This window comes from Clostridium sp. SM-530-WT-3G, assembly GCF_012843905.1.
Taxonomy (GTDB): Bacteria; Bacillota; Clostridia; order Clostridiales; family Clostridiaceae; genus Clostridium.
The window spans coordinates 21753-40429 of record NZ_JABAGC010000018.1 but is presented as its reverse complement, the minus strand read 5'-3'; the positions used below and the strand labels follow the sequence as shown (position 1 = coordinate 40429).

8 protein-coding genes are annotated in these 18677 nt (G+C 28.5%); 7 read left to right on the top strand and 1 reads right to left on the bottom strand.

All coding sequences use genetic code 11. The annotated features are described in order from the left end of the window. Positions 1–51: 51 nt before the first annotated feature. The 4 genes from helD to HF850_RS08290 all read left to right on the top strand — a co-directional run bounded on the left by helD (position 52) and on the right by HF850_RS08290 (position 4964). Positions 52–2241, top strand: coding sequence for an RNA polymerase recycling motor HelD (gene helD / locus HF850_RS08305; protein WP_169104987.1), 2190 nt, complete (start codon positions 52–54; stop codon positions 2239–2241). Positions 2242–2731: 490 nt separating this feature from the next. After that, positions 2732–3544, top strand: coding sequence for an ABC transporter substrate-binding protein (locus HF850_RS08300; RefSeq protein WP_169104986.1), 813 nt, complete (start codon positions 2732–2734; stop codon positions 3542–3544). Positions 3545–3595: 51 nt separating this feature from the next. After that, the gene (locus HF850_RS08295; RefSeq protein ID WP_169104985.1) at positions 3596–4255 is read left to right on the top strand and encodes an amino acid ABC transporter permease; all 660 of its coding nucleotides are present in this window, start codon (positions 3596–3598) and stop codon (positions 4253–4255) included. Beyond that, positions 4242–4964 (top strand): amino acid ABC transporter ATP-binding protein, encoded by a 723-nt coding sequence (locus HF850_RS08290; RefSeq protein WP_169104984.1) that lies wholly within the window; start codon positions 4242–4244, stop codon positions 4962–4964. The genes HF850_RS08295 and HF850_RS08290 overlap by 14 nt, the downstream gene beginning before the upstream one ends. A gap of 133 nt (positions 4965–5097) precedes the next feature. On the opposite strand, the gene HF850_RS08285 is transcribed toward HF850_RS08290, so the two are convergent. Further along, positions 5098–6273: a cation diffusion facilitator family transporter gene (locus tag HF850_RS08285; RefSeq protein ID WP_169104983.1), complete on the bottom strand. Its 1176-nt coding sequence runs from the start codon at positions 6271–6273 to the stop codon at positions 5098–5100. A gap of 305 nt (positions 6274–6578) precedes the next feature. Here HF850_RS08285 and HF850_RS08280 point away from each other — a divergent pair, with 305 nt between their 5' ends. The 3 genes from HF850_RS08280 (at position 6579) to HF850_RS08270 (ending at position 18444) form a co-directional block, all read left to right on the top strand. Next, positions 6579–7895 carry a M18 family aminopeptidase gene (locus HF850_RS08280; RefSeq protein ID WP_169104982.1) on the top strand — a complete coding sequence of 439 codons (1317 nt, stop codon included), beginning with the start codon at positions 6579–6581 and terminating at the stop codon, positions 7893–7895. Positions 7896–8164: 269 nt separating this feature from the next. After that, on the top strand, positions 8165–9202 hold the full coding sequence (locus HF850_RS08275) for a glycoside hydrolase family 5 protein (protein WP_169104981.1): 1038 nt from the start codon (positions 8165–8167) through the stop codon (positions 9200–9202). A 239-nt stretch (positions 9203–9441) separates the two neighbouring features. Continuing rightward, positions 9442–18444 (top strand): glucoamylase family protein, encoded by a 9003-nt coding sequence (locus tag HF850_RS08270; protein WP_169104980.1) that lies wholly within the window; start codon positions 9442–9444, stop codon positions 18442–18444. Positions 18445–18677: the final 233 nt, after the last annotated feature.

Below are 18677 nucleotides of genomic sequence, written 5' to 3'. Positions count from 1 at the left end.
TTAAATAAATGAAATTACTTGAGGACAGTAATTAATAAAGGAGTTGTTGCTATGAGTAATCAAATAGATTTTTTAAGGGAAGAAAGTAAATTAGAAGAAGTCTTGGATATAATCGGAAAAGAAATATTAAAATATTTAGACCATAGAAAAGTAGTTACAAAAAACATATTAGATGCAAGAAAAAAATACATAGAAGAATATAAAGATGATGAAGATCAAGTTATTGATTACTTTGATCATGAAAATTATGTTCAAGAAGAAGTATATAAGACTATAGATAGAAGACTTATGGAATTTACTAAGCTAAAAGAAAGCCCTTACTTTGGTAAAGTTACTTTTAAGGAAGATGATAGCCTTCCAGAGGATATGTATATAGGAAGATATGGATTAACTTTAGATAATGCTTATGAACCTCTTATAGTTGATTGGAGAGCACCTATAGCTTCTTTATTTTATCAAGGTACATTAGGACCAGCAACTTATAATCCACCAGCTGGTGAAGTAAAAGCTGATATTATAGATAGAAAGCAGATTATAATTAAAAAAGGTGAATTAAAAGGAGTTTTTGATTCAGCTGTAGATGTAAAAGATGAAATACTTCAAATGGTTTTAAGTGATAATTCATCAGAAAAACTTAAAGATATAGTTATGACTATTCAAAAAGAACAAGATGAAATCATAAGAGAAGATAGAAATAAAATAGTAGTTGTAAATGGTGTTGCAGGATCAGGAAAAACTACAATTGCTCTTCATAGAATTTCATATCTTTTATATAATTTTAGAAAGCAATTTGGAGATAAAGTTTTAATATTTGGACCTAATAATATATTTATGGATTACATAGGTCAGGTACTTCCTACATTAGGTGAGAGTGGTATAAAGCAGACTACATTTGAGAACTTTGCAAAAGAAGAGCTTGGATTAGAATATCAAGATGTTAAGAGCTTTGGAAAGTATATGGAAGAAGCCATGGAAGGTAATGATGAGGCTTTAGGAGAATATAAATATAAATCTTCAAAAGAGTTTGCAGAAGTATTAAATAAGAGTATAGAAGAAATGAATAAATCTTATTTTAATATTAAACCAGTAATGTTCAAGGGTGAAGAAATAGTATCTGTAAAAGAAATAAGAGAATTGTTTGATGTGTATTATAAGGATATGCCTCTATTTAGAAGAAGTGAAAAAATAAGAAGAATACTTACTTCTAAGATTAAAGATAAGAGAGATGAACTTGTTTATGCATTAAATGCAGAAATAAGAGAAAAAATGAATAACCTAGATGAAAAAGATGCAGACATTGAAAAGAATAATCTTGAGTTCTTAAGAAGAATCGGAATAAGAGAAATAGTAAGAGAAGTTATGAATTCAAGAGATGAGTTAGATAAATGGCTTAAGTTTGAACCTGTTATAGATATATATGGAAGAATTATCAAAGGTAAACAGCTATCAAAAGCAGAGTATGCTGCTGAAGAAAATGATATCATGCCATTTATTAATAATGATATAAGAGCTAAAGTAAGAGAACTTAATCTAGGATATATGGATTTAGCAGGGATTTTATATCTTATGGTTAAATTACAAGGTATAAAATATAAGAGTGAAATTAAACATGTAGTAATTGATGAAGCTCAAGATTATAGTTATATGCAATTTGAGATAATTAAAGCTATGACAGGATGCAAGAGCTACACTATAGTTGGAGACTCAAATCAAAGACTTATTACTACAGATGAAGAACCTGCTATGCTTCATTTAGATGAAATATATAGTGACTTAAAAGTTGAAATTAAAAAATTTGAACTAAATAAGAGTTATAGATCGACTCAGGAAATAATGGAGTATGCAAATAAATTCTTAAAAGAAGATAGAATAGTGCCATTAGTAAGAAAAGGAGAACCTGTTCTTGAAGAAGAAGTTGATTCAAAGGAAGAATGTTTAGAAACTCTTATATCTGTAATAGAAGACTATGAAGAAGAAGGATACGAAAATATAGCTGTAATATTTAAAGATAAGAGTTTATTAGAAGAATATGCACCTATTATTAAAGATAGAATAGGAATACAAAATCTTGATAATGAAGATATCCTATATAAGGGTGGAAAAGTATTAATACCTGCTTATTTAGCAAAAGGACTTGAGTTTGATGGAGTTATAATTGTTGATGATGGCAACATACAGCCTTTAGTTGAGTATATAATGTGTACTAGAGCACTTCATAGATTAGCTGTTATAAAGGCATAGTTTTTAGTTGAAATCTTAATGAAATCCTATTATCTATAATAAATAAGAATTATAGAAACATATAAGGAATATAAAGTTTATTTATTAATATACAATCATAAGCTTTATGCATAAAGTGTACACTTTTGTGCATAAAGCTTATTTTTATGCAGTTTTATATGTATAAAAGAAATCTAATTACATATGTTTTAGATATATGTTAAAAATATATTTAATATTATACATATAGGGAGGGATTTAATATCATTAAATAGTTATAAGCTAATCTTAGGATATTGCATTAATTATATATGGGAGTGATGATACTAATAACACAATTAATAAAGAATGTTAATAATGTAGTGTATGTTCTAGTGTTCTCCAGAATATACAAAAATAATATTTTAAATATTTATGCATAAATATTTAAAATATACTTGAATAAATATTAATTATTGTGTATAATTATACTCAAGACGGAGATAAAATATGATTTTAGGGGGGCATAGATATGAAAAAAGGATTATTAAAGAAATTAACAGCTGTTGCCGCAGTGGCAGCTATAACAATAAGTATGATTGGTTGTGGATCATCAAAACAAACTGGAATGGAGAAGATTAAATCAACTGGAAAGCTTGTAGTTGGAACAAGTGCTGATTATCCACCATATGAATTCCATGCAACAATTGATGGAAAAGATGAAATAGTAGGATTTGATATGGATATTGCTAAAGCAGTAGCAGATAATTTAGGGGTAGAACTTGAAATAAAAGATATGGATTTTGATGGACTTCTAGTTGCACTTCAAGCAAATAAGGTAGATATGGTATTTGCAGGAATGACTCCAACAGATGAAAGAAAACAAAATGCAGATTTTTCAGACATATATTATGAAGGATCACATCGTTTTGTCTTAAGAAATGGAGAAGAGGTTAATATTAATTCATTTGATGATTTAAAAGGTAAAAAGATTGGTGTTCAAAAAGGATCAATCCAAGAGGGTATTGCTAAAGAGCACTTTGATGCATCAGATATTAAGTCTTTAGGAAAAGTTACAGATTTAATTTTAGACTTACAAAATAATAAAGTAGATGCTATTTTAGTCGAAGAAGGAGTTGCTAATCTTTACTGTAATAAAAATAATAATATAGCAGTTGCACAAAATTTAGTTGTAACAGATGATAACGGTGGTGTTGCAATAGCATTTAGCAAAGGACAATCGGAATTAGAAACTGAAGTTAATAAAACAATAAAAGAATTAATAGAAAGTGGCAAAATGTCAGAGTATGTTACAAAGGCAAATGAATTAGCTGGAGAACAATAATTAAGAGTAGTACCTTAATATAAATTTATAAACAGAAGTGGAGGGGAAGTAGTGAATTTTACATTTTTAGATAAGTACTTTGGATATTACTTAAAAGGTGCAGAAATTACAATAGTATTAGCTTTTTTTGGAGTACTATTTGGGACTATATTAGGTTTAGGAATTACACTTTTAAGGCGTTCAAAAATTAAAATTATTAAATTTATAGGAACAGCATATGTAGAATTTGTTAGAGGAACACCACTTCTAGTTCAAATTTATATTATCTATATAGGCTTACCTAACTTAATAGGGATGGATTTACCAGATATAATAGTTGGTATAATAGCATTAGCACTTAACTCGGCAGCATACGTATCAGAAATAATTAGAGCTGGTATTGAAGCTGTTGATAAGGGACAAATGGAAGCAGCAAGAAGCCTAGGTATGAATCAAAGAATGGCTATGTTCCAAGTAGTAATACCTCAAGCATTTAAAAACATACTACCTGCATTAGGTAACGAATTTATTTCGGTAATTAAAGAATCTTCAATGGTTTCAGTTATAGGAGTAGCTGAATTAATGTATAATGCAGGAATAGTAAGAGGAAATACAGCATTAGGTTTAGAGCCAATAGTTTTTGCAGCTGTAATTTACTTTATAATAACATTTACATTAACAAGATTATTAAAATGTGTGGAAAGGAGAATGAAGGCAAGTGATATACGTTAAGGATTTATACAAGAGTTTTGGAGATAAAGAAATACTAAAAGGAATAGATGAGCATATCGCTAAAGGTGAAGTTGTAGTTGTAATTGGACCATCAGGTTCAGGAAAGAGTACATTCTTAAGATGCCTTAACCTTCTTGAAACTCCTACATCAGGAACAATTGAATTTGAAGGAAAAGATATAACATCAAAGTCAATAAATATAGATAAAATAAGAGAAAAAATGGGTATGGTTTTCCAACAATTTAATCTATTTCCACATAAGACAGTATGTGAAAATATATGTATGGCACCTATTAAAGTAAAAGGTATATCAAAAGAACAGGCAAAAGAGACAGCTAAAGATTTATTAAAAAAAGTAGGATTATTAGATAAAATAGATGCATATCCATCATCTTTATCAGGCGGACAAAAACAAAGAATAGCAATAGCAAGAGCATTAGCAATGCAGCCTGATGTTATGCTTTTTGATGAACCTACATCAGCCCTAGACCCAGAAATGGTTGGGGAAGTATTAAATGTTATGAAGGATTTAGCAAAAGAAGGTATGACAATGGTTGTTGTAACACATGAAATGGGATTTGCAAGAGAAGTAGGTGACAGAATACTATTTATGGATCAAGGGAAAATCCTAGAAGAAGGAACTCCAGAAGAAGTATTCCAAAATCCTAAAAATCCACGTACTAAGGATTTCTTATCAAAGGTTTTATAAAACTGTAATTTAGATTAATTATAGTTATGGGGTAAATATAATTAATCGGATTATAAAAAATAGATACTACAGTATTTTAGTTTAACTGATCACTGTAGTATCTTTTTTGTAATTAATCAATTAACAATAAAAATTAAGTATAGTTTTTATCTAATGTAATTATACAATTGTATGAAGGATGGATTTTCTTTACTCTGCTATTTATTAGTTCTTTAAGTTCATCATCACTATATTTTGATTTTTTAGAAGTATCAATTACTAAATCAAAAATGAGATTTTTTACATCACCTTCACCAACTACTCTAAAATCGTGAATTGATTCTATACATTCAACTTCATTAATTATTTTTTCAATTTCATCATATGCTTCTTGAACTTCACCTTCAATAACACAAATAGGATCAATGTGTATTACTAAATAGACGTTTAATTCTTTAGAGATTTGTCTTTCTGCTTTATCTATTATTTCATGAATTTTAACTACACTGATATCACTTGGTATTTCTGCATGAATTGAAGCCATACATCTTCCAGGTCCATAATTGTGAATAATTAAATCATGAGTTCCTAGAATATTATCATAAGATAAAACTTTTTCTTTAATTGCTTCGACTAGTTCTGGATCTGGAGCTTCACCAAGTAAAGGATTAATAGTATCCTTTATTAATGTAAATCCAGAATATACTATAAATAAAGCAACTGCCATACCTATATATCCGTCGATTGGTAGAGTTGTAAATTTTGTTGCTAAAAATGATATTGCAACAGCTGATGAGGTAAATACATCACCCAATGCATCAACAGAAGCGGCTTTTAGGGCAGATGAATTTATTGTATTTCCAATAAATTTGTTAAATCTAGAAAGCCACACTTTAAGTCCTATTGAAACTAATAATAGTATAAAAGGAATTAATTCAAAGGTTACAGGCTCTGGATGAATTATTTTTTGAAATGATGATTTTACAAATTGAAGCCCTACAATCATAACCATACAAGCAACAACTAGTGCGGATAAATATTCTACACGGCCATGCCCAAATGGATGCTCTTTATCAGCTGGTATACTTGAAAGTTTGAATCCAAAGATTGTCACTAGTGATGAGGCTGCATCAGATAAGTTGTTAAATGCATCAGCTGTTATAGATATACTTGAGGTGATTAATCCTACAGAGAGTTTTATAATAAATAAAATTACATTAGTGCATAATCCAACTATTCCAGCTAAGAAGCCGTATGAATTTCTTACTTTTTCATTTTTTGTATCAGTATGATTTTTTATAAATTTATTAATCAACACTTTAGATAACATAGAACTCACTCCCATCTGTTATTATTTTTTTACTATAGATAATAATTATACTATATAGTAATTATTATATAGTAATAATTTAAAATCAAATTAATTTATGTTAAAAAATAATTATTGAAGTTTCAAGAAAGCTATAAGGCTCTAATTGGAGCTTAATTTTTTAATTATATTTATAATATTTTAGTAAAAAAATTTTGTATCTGATATTGTTTTCTTGGAAGTTTTTTGAACATAGATTATAATATTATTAATACTTAAAACTAACAATATAAATATACTAAAAGAAGAAAAATGGAGGCAATGTAATGAACAATGCAGAAAAATTATTAGAATTTATAAATGGTAGTAAAACAGCATTTCAAGCTGCTTATCAAATTATAAAGAGATTAGATAAAGAAGGTTATAAGGAACTTCAAGAGTGTGATGAATGGAGTCTTGAAAAGGGTGGTAAGTATTATGTTGTAAAAAATGATTCAGCAGTTATTGCATTTGAAGTTGGAAGTGGAGATATAGAAAAGGATGGATTTAGATTAATAGGAGCGCATACTGATTCTCCTGGATTTAGAATAAAACCAAATCCAGAAATGAGCGTGGAAGGTCATTATATAAAACTTAACACAGAAGTTTATGGTGGTCCTATATTAAGTACTTGGTTTGATAGACCATTATCTATAGCAGGAAGGGTAACTTTAAAGAGCAAAAATCCTTTTAAACCTGAAGTTAGATTATTAGATATAAATAAACCTGTATTAATAATACCAAACATTGCTATTCACATGAATAGAAGTGTTAATGAAGGATATTCTTATAATAAACAAAAAGATACACTACCTTTATTTACAGTTAAAGACGAGAATGCTGAAAGTGCAAGATTTGCTAAAGAAAAGCTAGAAAAAGACGGATATTTATTAAACTTAATTGCAGAAGAATTAAAAGTGAATACAAGTGATATTTTAGACTTTGATTTATTCTTATATGAATATGCAGAAGGATGTCTTACTGGATTAAATAATGAATTTATATCTGTAGGAAGATTAGATGATTTATGGATGGTTTATGCTGGATTAAGAGGATTACTAGATAGTAATAAGATTGCTGCTACGAAGGTATTAGTAGCATTAGATAATGAAGAAATAGGAAGTCTTACATCTCAAGGTGCTAATTCATCTATATTAGATACTATGTTAGAAAGAATAGCATTAGGCCTTTCTAAAAATAGAGAAGAATATAAGAGAGCATTAAGTAATTCAGTTATGATTTCAGCAGATTTAGCTCATGCAATTCATCCTAATTATACAGAAAAGTGTGATCCTACAAGTAAACCACTTTTAGGAATGGGACCAGTTCTTAAGATTGCAGCAAGTGGAAGTTATTCAACAGACAGTTATGCAAGTGCTATATTTAAAGGAATATGTGAAAAAGCAGGAGTACCTTGTCAGGTATTTGTAAATAGATCTGACTTAAGAGGTGGCACAACTATAGGTCCAATAACGGCTGGAAAGTTAAATATACCAGTTATAGATATGGGGGCACCACTTTTAAGTATGCATTCAATTAGAGAATTAGCATCTGTTAAGGATAATGAATATACTATAAAAGCATTTACTGAATTCTTTAATTAATCATTTATAGTGATTTTAAAATATTATGTATCCATATTTGCTGAATATATAATTCAAAAATGAAATAATATATTTTATTTAATGAAAGTAATATTAGATTAAACTCATTTAAGTATCTGATATTACTTTCTTTTTATTTAGTTATTTATATTGTGGACAAATAAAATTATATGAATAATTTATTTCAAAGAAAAAGAAAATAAAAATGAGGAATTACTATAGTCTATCCTTTACAAGTATTAGGCAAATTAGTAAAAGGAATGATTTTCATGAATGGAAAAAGAACAGGTAAAATATTAGTTATTATTAGTGTTATTTTTATTACATGGCTATTTATGAAGAGCAATTTTTTTAACAGTATTATTGATAGTAAAATTACAAGCAAGAATTATGGAGTGCCATTTAAAAGATGCATAAGTATAGGAAATGAACTTGAAGCATCGAAAAATATTTCCCGGGATATAGGAATAAAGAATGAGTATTTTGATATTGTTAAGGATGTAGGATTTGATTGTGTAAGGCTTCCCATAAGTTTTGCAGATTATGTTAGTGAAGATTATTATAAGCTGGATGAAGACTATATGACTAAGATAGATTCATATATAAATTATGCTTTAAATGATGATCTTACTATAATAATTGATTTTCATAATTTTGTTGAAATAATGAATAATCCAGAAGCTAATAAAGAATGCTTTTTAGTAATATGGAATCAACTTTCAGAAAGATATAAGGATTATCCAAGGAAATTAATTTTTGAATTATTAAACGAACCGCAGAATAATCTTGAAGGAGAAGTATGGAATGAATATTTAGCTGAAGGTATTGATGTTATAAGAAAAAATGATAAAAGCAGAAAGATTATAGTAGGTCCAGATCATTGTAATTCGGTAGATAGACTTTATAATTTAAAAGTACCTCGGGATAAAAATTTAATAGTTACATTTCATTACTATGAACCATATGATTTTACGTTTCAGGGAAATGAATGTTATGAAGGATATAGAAGAAAATTAGGTGTTAAATGGAATGGAACAGAAGAAGAGCTTTTAGTTATAAAAAATAAATTTGAAATAGCGAAAAAGTGGTCTAAAGATAATAAGATAGGGATATTTCTAGGTGAATTTGGGGCTGACAAGAAAGCAGAAGGAACTGATAGAAAAAGATGGATTGGTGCAGTAAGGAAAAGGGCTGATAAAGATTATTTTGCATGGGGCTACAGGGAATTGTGTTCTGATTTTGGGATATATGATAATGAAGCAAAACAATGGGATAATGATGTATTATCTCAGTTAATTCCAAATTAATTTAAAATACTAATTATTTATTTTGATATTATATTTATTATTTATATTTTTAATTAAATTTTTGTATTAGAAGCATATAGGTGTTAAGTCTATATGCTTCTAATTTATATAAATGCTGGGGAATTATTTTTAGAAACTTTGGTAAAAATAACTCTATAATTATGCTTTATATAATACTGCATAAATTTACTAATACATTCTTGAGTTTATTATTCAGTCTGAAGCAAGGGAGTGTTTTTATGAAGGGTAAAAAGAATTACCACAGATTGAGAAAAAATGTGTTGAATGAATTGGCTGATGCATTTTCAAGCATACAGGATACTTATAAATATTTAAAAAAGTTAAATAAACATAATGTAAAGGTTCTAGGAGCAGCAGAATGGATTCTTGATAATACTTATCTTGTAGAAAGAGAATACAAGTGTGTAAAAAAAGAAATGCCTTTGGATTATTTTAAAGGGCTTCCTAGCGATAGGACTTTTCCAAGAATATTTAATGTGGCAAAAAACTATATAAATGTCTCTAGAAATATTTATATTGAAAATATGGAGGAATATATTAATAGGCTACAAGGAGGAAAAAATGAGAAAGCTTTTACTATGGGAGAACTTTGGGCATTTCCATTGATGCTTAAGGCAGCTCTTATAATAAATTTATCCAAGTATACATATGAACTAAGAGAAATTCAAAAAAGATGTTTAAGCAAGAAGGCTGCAGATTCAGAAAAAATTACTAGTAAGCAAAATAATGTAGAAAATAAAGTATACGCCAAAAATGAAAATATACAAACTCATAATAATCAAGATGAACACTATAGAGATGAAGAAAGAAATAATCTTATAGAAAAGAGTATAAGTGAGTATATAACATGCATACGACAAATAGAAGCTATTAATTGGAAGGATTTTTTTAAGAAAACTTCTATAGTTGAAAAGGTATTGGAAAATGATCCTGTAAATGTGTATAAAAGCATGGATTTTGAATCTCAAGATTATTATAGACATAAGATTGAAGAAATTGCGCATGTTACAAAAAGAAGTGAAGTAGAAGTAGCAGATAATGCATTAAAACTTTCTGAAAAAAATTATATAAATAATGGAGAAAATTATAAAAGTCATATTGGGTATTATTTAATTGATTCAGGAACAAGTGAGCTTGATGGCTTTTACTATACATTTGGAGCTGTAATAACAGAAGGTGCTTTTTTAGGGATAAATTTAGGAAGTACAGCTCTAATAAGTTTTTTAATAATATATATATATATGGTGTTTAATGTTTTTTATACAAGAAAAGAGTTAGCTATTGCATTTATTTTAGTATTCATTTCCGTAAATGAAGTTGTTGTTGGGCTAATAAATTGGATTGAAAGTAAATTTATTCAAATACGAAGAGTTCCAAAACTTGATTTTAGCAAGGGGATTCCTTATGACTGCAAAACTGTAGTGGTAATCCCTGCAATTGTAGATTCTAAGGAAAAAGTACAGAGCCTTATGGAAAAGCTTGAAGTAGAGTACTGTGGAAATATGGATGATAATATTTTTTATGCATTACTAAGTGATTTTCCAGATTCGAATAAGGAAACAGAACCACATGAAAAAGATATAATTGATTTTTCACTGGATTTAGTACGCAAGTTAAATGAGAAATATTCAAAATATAATAATACTAAAAAGGGAGATAGATTTTATTTTTTAAGTAGAAAAAGAATATTTGATCCTAAGCAGAAAGTTTATATGGGCAAGGAAAGAAAGCGTGGAAAACTTATGGAATTTATGGCGCTAATTAGAGGTGAAGAGGAACATACATATGATGTTATAAGTTCTGATATAAGTCCTTTAAAGAATGTAAAGTATTTAATTACTCTTGATGAAGATACATTTATGCCTAGAGAGACCGTATATAAGCTTGTTGGGGCTATGAGCCATATACTTAATATTCCACATATAAAGAAGGATAGAATTATTAGGGGATATGGGATTATGCAGCCAAAGGTAAGCATAAGCCTTGAAGCTAAGAATAAAACTTATTTTTCTAAGATTTTTGCTGGGAATAATAGTGTTGATGGGTATTCAGTAGCTTACTCCGATACATATGAAGATTTATTTGGAGAAGGAACATTTGTAGGAAAAGGCATAATTAATATAGATGAGTTTTATGGAAGATTAAAAAATACAATAAAAGAAGATAGGATACTAAGTCATGATTTGCTTGAAGGTGCATTATGTAGATGTGCTCTTTTAAGTGATATTGAATTTATTGATGATTATCCAAGTTTTTATGAATCAAGCTGTAAAAGACTTCATAGATGGGTGAGAGGAGACTGGCAGCTTATTGGGTGGATTTTTTCAAGAAAAATAAGTGTATTAAATAAGTGGAAGATAATTGATAACTTGAGAAGAAGCCTTCTTGCTCCAAATTTAATGGTGTCATTAATACTTTCATTAACTATATTCAATGGAAATCTTCAAATAACTCTATTATGTTTTCTAGCATTAGTAATGTCTCTTGTATTTACTGTTGCAGACTTTGTTGTTACACCTAAAAATAAATTGATGGGGACATTTAAGACATTAAAACAGATATTTTTAATAATATCATTTATACCATATCAGGCATTTTTAATGATTGATGCAATAATGATAACATTAATAAGAATGCTTATAACAAGGAAAAATCTCTTAGAGTGGAAGTCTTCGCAATTTGTTGAGAAAAACTGTAGTAATACATTAAAAGCATATATAAAAAGAATGTGGATTTCACCAGTCATGGCAGTAGTTGTAGTGCTTTTATCATTAGATAATTCATTTGGAATATTTGCATATACTGTAGTAACTGCATGCTTGTGGCTAGTAAGTCCTTATATAGCTTATGCTGTAAGCTGTGATATACCTGAAAAAAAATATGTTATTAATTATGAGCAAAAAACATACTTAAGGGAAATAAGCAGAAGAATTTATGCATACTATGAAGATTTTATAAACGAAGAAAATAATTATTTGCCACCAGATAATTATCAAGTAAGACCTTATAAAGGAGTTGCTCATAGAACATCTCCTACTAATATGGGAATGGGAATCATAGCAGAAGTTGCAGCTTATGATTTGGGATATATTACTTTAGGTGAATTTATAGATAAAGTTGATTCTATAATAACAAACATGAGTGACTTGAAAAGAGAGCAAGGGCATTTTTATAACTGGTATGATACAAGAACAAAAGAGCCTTTATGGCCTAGATATATATCAACTGTAGATAGTGGAAATTTACTAGCTAATTTGTGGATTTTAAAAAAATCTATGGAGGAATTAAAGAATAATCCTGTTATTAGAACAAAAGAAATAATGGCTTTAAAAGATATTTATAAAATAATAGAAAAGGAATACTCAAATGTTAAAGTACGATTTGCATCTAGTGTAAGCATTGACCAATACACAGAAATACTTGAAGACATAATAGAAGCAATAAATAAAAGCGATGCTATTAAAAATATAATAGATGAAAATAGTAAATATAAGAAGCATATAGATGATAGTAAAGTTATTGAAGAGGCAAGATACTGGATAAAAAAGCTTATCCATGAAGCAGAAAATAAAAAAGAATTCTTTGAGTATATGTTCTTAGGGGCAGAAGCTTTGTTTAAAGATGAATTCATAGAAAGAGTTCCAAATCTTGAAGAACTTAAAGAAAAGTATGAGAAGTATAAAAATGAATATGGTGATAATTTTGAGCGTTCTGTAGCATCAAAGATAGATTTTATAGAATCTTACTTAAAAAAAATAGATAAAATTATAAACTATGTTGATGATATTACTAAATCTATGAATTTTAAATTTTTATATGATGAAAAGAGAGAATTATTTTCTATTGGATATAATGTTGAAGAAAAATCCTTGGGAAGTTCATACTATGACCTGCTTGCCTCTGAATCAAGAATTGCATCATTTGTGGCTATAGCTAAAAATGATGTACCTAAGGAGCATTGGTTTAAATTAAGCAGAGCAATGACTAATGCATTTCATAGTCATACACTTGTGTCGTGGAGTGGTACAATGTTTGAATATTTTATGCCTTCATTAATGATGAAAGCTTATTCAGACACTCTTTTAAAACGTACATATAAAGAAGTAATAAAAGCTCAGAGAGTATTTGCAAAACAAAAAAAGATACCTTGGGGAATTTCAGAATGTGCATTTTATGAGTTTGATAATGATGAAAATTATCAGTATAAGGCATTTGGAATACCAGGGCTTGGTCTTAAACGAGGACTTGAAGATGAAATTGTAGTATCTCCTTATTCAACATTAATGAGCCTTCCATTTTCCAAGAAAAGAGGGTTTACAAATTTAAATACATTAGAGGAAATTGGATTATTAGGTAGATATGGATTTATTGAAGCAGTAGATTATACAAAAGCAAGAAAAGATAAAATTATATTCACCAAAGCTTGTATACCTTATACACAAAATGTGGATAACTATGGTAAAAATGTGTATAACTACAAAGAAGCAGTGGATAATAGTGGTTCGAAATATGAGTCATTAAGTGTGAATAATATTGATAAGAACAATGAAATGAATCGAAATGAGGAAATAACTAGTTTTGGTGGAGGTGAAAAAGTGTCAGATAATCCACAAAAAAATAAAATAATTGATAAAGAACACAAAGCTGAAAGTTATCCACAGGAAGAGGACTCTGTATTTGAAGATGGAATAAGACCAAATAAAATAATGACTTATATGGTTCATCATTTAGGTATGTCAATTATGGGACTTGAAAATATGCTTTTAGATAATATTTTAGTTAAGAGGTTCCACAGTATCCCACAAGTAAAAGCAACAGAGCTTCTTCTTAAAGAAAGAATTCCAGAGCATGTTACTTATGAAAGACATGAGGATTATACAATTAAGAATAATTATATTGAAGGTCAGCCTTTACTTACAAGAAGCATTGAAAATACAAAAAATAAATCTATAGTTCTTCTTTCAAATGCTGAATATTCAATTATGCTTAATAGTTTAGGCAGTGGATATTCTTCGTTAAAGGATATGATGCTTTATAGATGGAAGGGAGATAGTACATCTGACAGCAGTGGAATGTTCTTTTATATAAAGAATCTTAATTCTAATGAATATTGGAGTGCTTCATTTGAGCCATGTAAAACATATGGTGATGAATATAATGTGAATCTTAATATAGATAAACCACAGTTTAATAGGAAAGATGGAAACATTGAAACAACTACTCAAGTATCTGTATCATATGATGAGAATTTTGAAGTGCGTAAGATAACATTAAAAAATAATGGATTGAAGGGCAGAAGTATAGAAATAACAAGTTATATGGAGATAGTTCTTACAAGTTTTAGTGCAGATGCTGTCCATCCTGCTTTTTCAAACTTATTTGTTCAAACAGAGTATGATGAAGAGCAGAAAGTAGTTATAGGAAGCAGGCGTGGAAGAGTAAAGGATGCAAAGGTTCCATATATATATCATAAAGTTGTATGTGATAGCAAACTTGAAGGAAATATAACTTATGAAACATCGAGGATAAATTTCATAGGAAGAAATAGAACTTTAAAAAATCCACAGGTTATGGATAATGATAAATCCTTAGAAAATACAGTAGGAACAGTTTTAGATCCTGTAATAAGTTTGAGAGCAAGAGTAAGACTAGAAGCACAAGAAGAAAAAGAATTATACTTCATAACAGGAATAAGTGATTCCAAAGAAGATGCTTTAGAAATTTGTAGGACAAATGATAAAGGATTTAAGTTAGAACGATTATTTGATAAGTATCATAACTCAGTTCAGTTGGAATTAAGAAATTTAGAAATAACACCAGCAGAAGCAAATGCATTTCAAGATTTAGCATCAGATATATTCTATTTAAGTGAAAATAGAAAGAATAGAGAAAACTATATAAAGAATATTTCAAAACATCAAAAGGATTTGTGGGCATTTGGTATATCAGGGGATATTCCTATTATGCTTATCGTAATAGATGATGAAAAGGATATAAGTCTTATAATACAAGTTTTAAAATTTCATTATTATATGAGAAATAAGGGAGTGAAGATAGATTTAGTAATTTATAATGACGAAGAACTTTCCTATGATGAGCCACTTCAAAAAAGTCTTATGAGTGCAATAAATACATGTAAAGAAGGAGATATGGTAAATAAACCTGCTGGAATTCATTTATATAATAAGTCAACTATGAATAATGAAATGAGAGATTTCTTAATAGGAATTTGCAGGATTTATGTAAATTCTAAGAATGGTTCATTAATTTCTCAAATTGCTAAAAATATAAAATCAAAAACTGACCGAGAGGAAAATTCTTATATTCCAGCTATTAAAGATAATGTTACTGCTATAAATATTAATTATGATAATAAATATGGAAGTGAGCATGAATCATTAGATGAATCTCATGACAGTAGCTTAGATATTATTAAGGATATAAATATACTAGAAAATAATGATGATAAGTATGACATACAAAGGGAAAGCTCTGATGTTTATAATCAATATGACCACGATGTAGATTTCTTAGATAATTATGATATTAATGAAGGAATGCACAATGTAGAAAATGAAAAAGTAGTCTTAGATAATGAAGTGGTTAAGAAAACTGAACATCAATGTGATACTAATATAATTGAAAAAGAAGATGAATATAAAACTGAGAATTTAGATTTTTTCAATGGATATGGTGGATTTAGCAAGATAGATGGAAGCTATATAATAAAGCTTTCAGATTATAAGAATACGCCAGCACCTTGGATAAATGTAATGTCAAATGAGGATTTTGGATTTCATATATCAGAAAGTGGTTCGTCTTATACATGGTGTGGAAATTCTAGAGAAAATAAGATTACTCCATGGAGCAATGATTATATCACAGATCCTCTAGGAGAAGCATTATACATTAAAGATGATTCAAGTGGAAATTATTTTTCAATATCACCAAAACCAGTTCGAGATTCTGGAGAATATATAATAAAGCATGGGTTTGGATATTCTGAGTTCATTCATTCAGCTTATGATATAAAAGGAAGGTTAGAAGTATTTGTACCAAGAAATGAAAAGGTAAAGATTCAAAAAGTAACTTTAGAAAATTTAAGTAATGAAGGTAAGGAAATATCATTATTTTATTATGCAAAGATGGTATTAGGAGTATATGAATATGACAGTTCAAAATATATTACTACTGAAATTAAGGGTTTAGATGAAATTAAAAATAATCAAGAAAGCAGTACTGAAAGTAGTGTTACATATACTGAAAATAATCTAAATGGTATTTCAAATATGAATACAGAGGTCAAATATATTACAGCTAATAATCCTTACAGTGAGTATTTTGGAAATCTATATGCTTACCTTACTCTCTTAGGAGGAAATAAATTAAAATTTACAGGTGATGCTAGAGAATTTATAGGAAATAATGGTGAATTAAGTAGTCCTGAAATATTGAGAACTAATAATGATTTAAGTAACAGAAGTGGAAGTATTTATGATCCATGTTTAGCTGCATCTACTAAAATATTTATACCAAAAGGCCAAAGGGTTGAACTTATAATATTGCTTGGTCAAGATGAAAAAACTAATATATCTAAAGTAATAAGAAAATATACAGTATTGAATAATGCTCAAAAGGAATTAGAAAAGGTAAAAGAATATTGGCATGATTTCTTAGGAAAGATTCAAGTAAAAACTCCATCAAAATCTATAAACTATTTATTAAATGGATGGCTTTTATATCAGACATATAGTTGCAGATATTTAAGTAGAAGTGCATTTTATCAAAGTGGAGGAGCATATGGATTCCGTGATCAATTGCAGGATTCAATGGCGCTAGGAGTTGTTCAGCCAGAAATAACAAAAGACCAGATTTTAAGAAGTGCATCAAGACAGTATGTTGAAGGGGATGTACAGCATTGGTGGCATCCTGTAGTAAACAGTGGTATAAGAACAAGATTTAGCGATGATCTTTTATGGCTTCCATATGTAACCGCAGAATATATAAATTCAACTGGTGATTATGAAATTTTAGAAAAAACAGCATCATATCTTGAGGATGAACCTTTAAAAGAAGGGGAAGATGAAAGATATACTATAGTTAATTCATCAGCACAAAAAGGAACTATTTATGAACACTGTTTAAAAGCTATAGAAAAATCACTAAAGTTTGGGCCTCATAACATACCGTTAATGGGTAGTGGAGACTGGAATGATGGAATGAGTACAGTAGGTAATAAAGGTAAAGGTGAAAGTATATGGCTTGGGTGGTTTATTTATTCTATATTAGATAAGTTTATTAAAATATCAGAATACAAAAATGATATAGAAACAAAAAATAATTTTAATGAGAAGAAAAAATTCATAAAAGAAAATATAGAAAAGAATGCTTGGGATGGAGGATGGTACAGAAGAGCGTACTTTGATGATGGAACTCCTCTTGGAAGCAGAGAAAACCCAGAGTGTCAGATAGATTCTATAGCACAAAGCTGGTCAGTAATTTCAGGTGCAGCAAGAAATGAGTGTAGTAGTAATAAATTAAATTATACTGAAAGAGCAATTGAAGCATTAGAAGCAGTAGATAAAAATCTAGTTAAAGTAGATAGAGGAATGATTCTTCTTTTAGCACCTCCATTTAATAATTCGTATCTTGAACCAGGATATATAAAAGGATATGTACCAGGAGTAAGAGAAAATGGAGGACAGTATACACATGCAGCTGTATGGGTTATCTTAGCGTTAACTAAGTTAGGTTTAGGAGATAAAGCAGTAAAATATTATGATATGATAAATCCAATAAATCATACAAAGACAGAACTAGAATGTATGACCTATAAGCTTGAACCATATGTAATGGCAGCTGATGTTTATATAAAAGAACCTCATGGTGGAAGAGGAGGTTGGAGCTGGTATACTGGGGCTTCAGGATGGATGTATAAAGTTGGCATAGAAAATATATTAGGCTTAAGAAGAGTTGAAGATAAAGGCTATGTTGTAGATCCATGTGTTCCAAAATCATGGGATAACTATGAAATAAGAATAAAGAACAAAACAGAAGATTATTTGATACATGTAAAAAGAAGAACTGCAGAAGCCTCTATGAAAGAAAAAGACATAATAATAAATTTAATTAATAATTCTAAAAAAGAAGAGGTCATCTTAGAGAATAATTTGATACCAAGAAATTTAGGTAAAGCTGAAATAACTGTGTATTTTGAGTGAATTTAAGAAAATAGGCTCAATATAGTATATTTATTTTGATTAATCTATAAAATAGGATTTTTGAATTTTATTTTATAGATTTTTTTATTTTTAGCGATTCATATACTTAAATAATTAATGAGTGACTTTAAAAGTGATAAAAGTATTTTAATAAGGGATTAATGGGAAATTTATAAGAGTTAAGAGAAATATATAAAGAAAAAGTTCCCTATAAGAATATAGGAAACTTTTTT

Excerpts from the sequence above, each read along its gene's own strand:
- HF850_RS08280 (WP_169104982.1), top strand. The coding sequence starts at position 6,579 with ATGAACAATGCAGAAAAATTATTAGAATTTATAAATGGTAGTAAAACA.
- helD (WP_169104987.1), top strand. The coding sequence starts at position 52 with ATGAGTAATCAAATAGATTTTTTAAGGGAAGAAAGTAAATTAGAAGAA.
- HF850_RS08285 (WP_169104983.1), bottom strand. The coding sequence starts at position 6,273 with ATGTTATCTAAAGTGTTGATTAATAAATTTATAAAAAATCATACTGAT.
- HF850_RS08275 (WP_169104981.1), top strand. The coding sequence starts at position 8,165 with ATGAATGGAAAAAGAACAGGTAAAATATTAGTTATTATTAGTGTTATT.
- HF850_RS08300 (WP_169104986.1), top strand. The coding sequence starts at position 2,732 with ATGAAAAAAGGATTATTAAAGAAATTAACAGCTGTTGCCGCAGTGGCA.
- HF850_RS08270 (WP_169104980.1), top strand. The coding sequence starts at position 9,442 with ATGAAGGGTAAAAAGAATTACCACAGATTGAGAAAAAATGTGTTGAAT.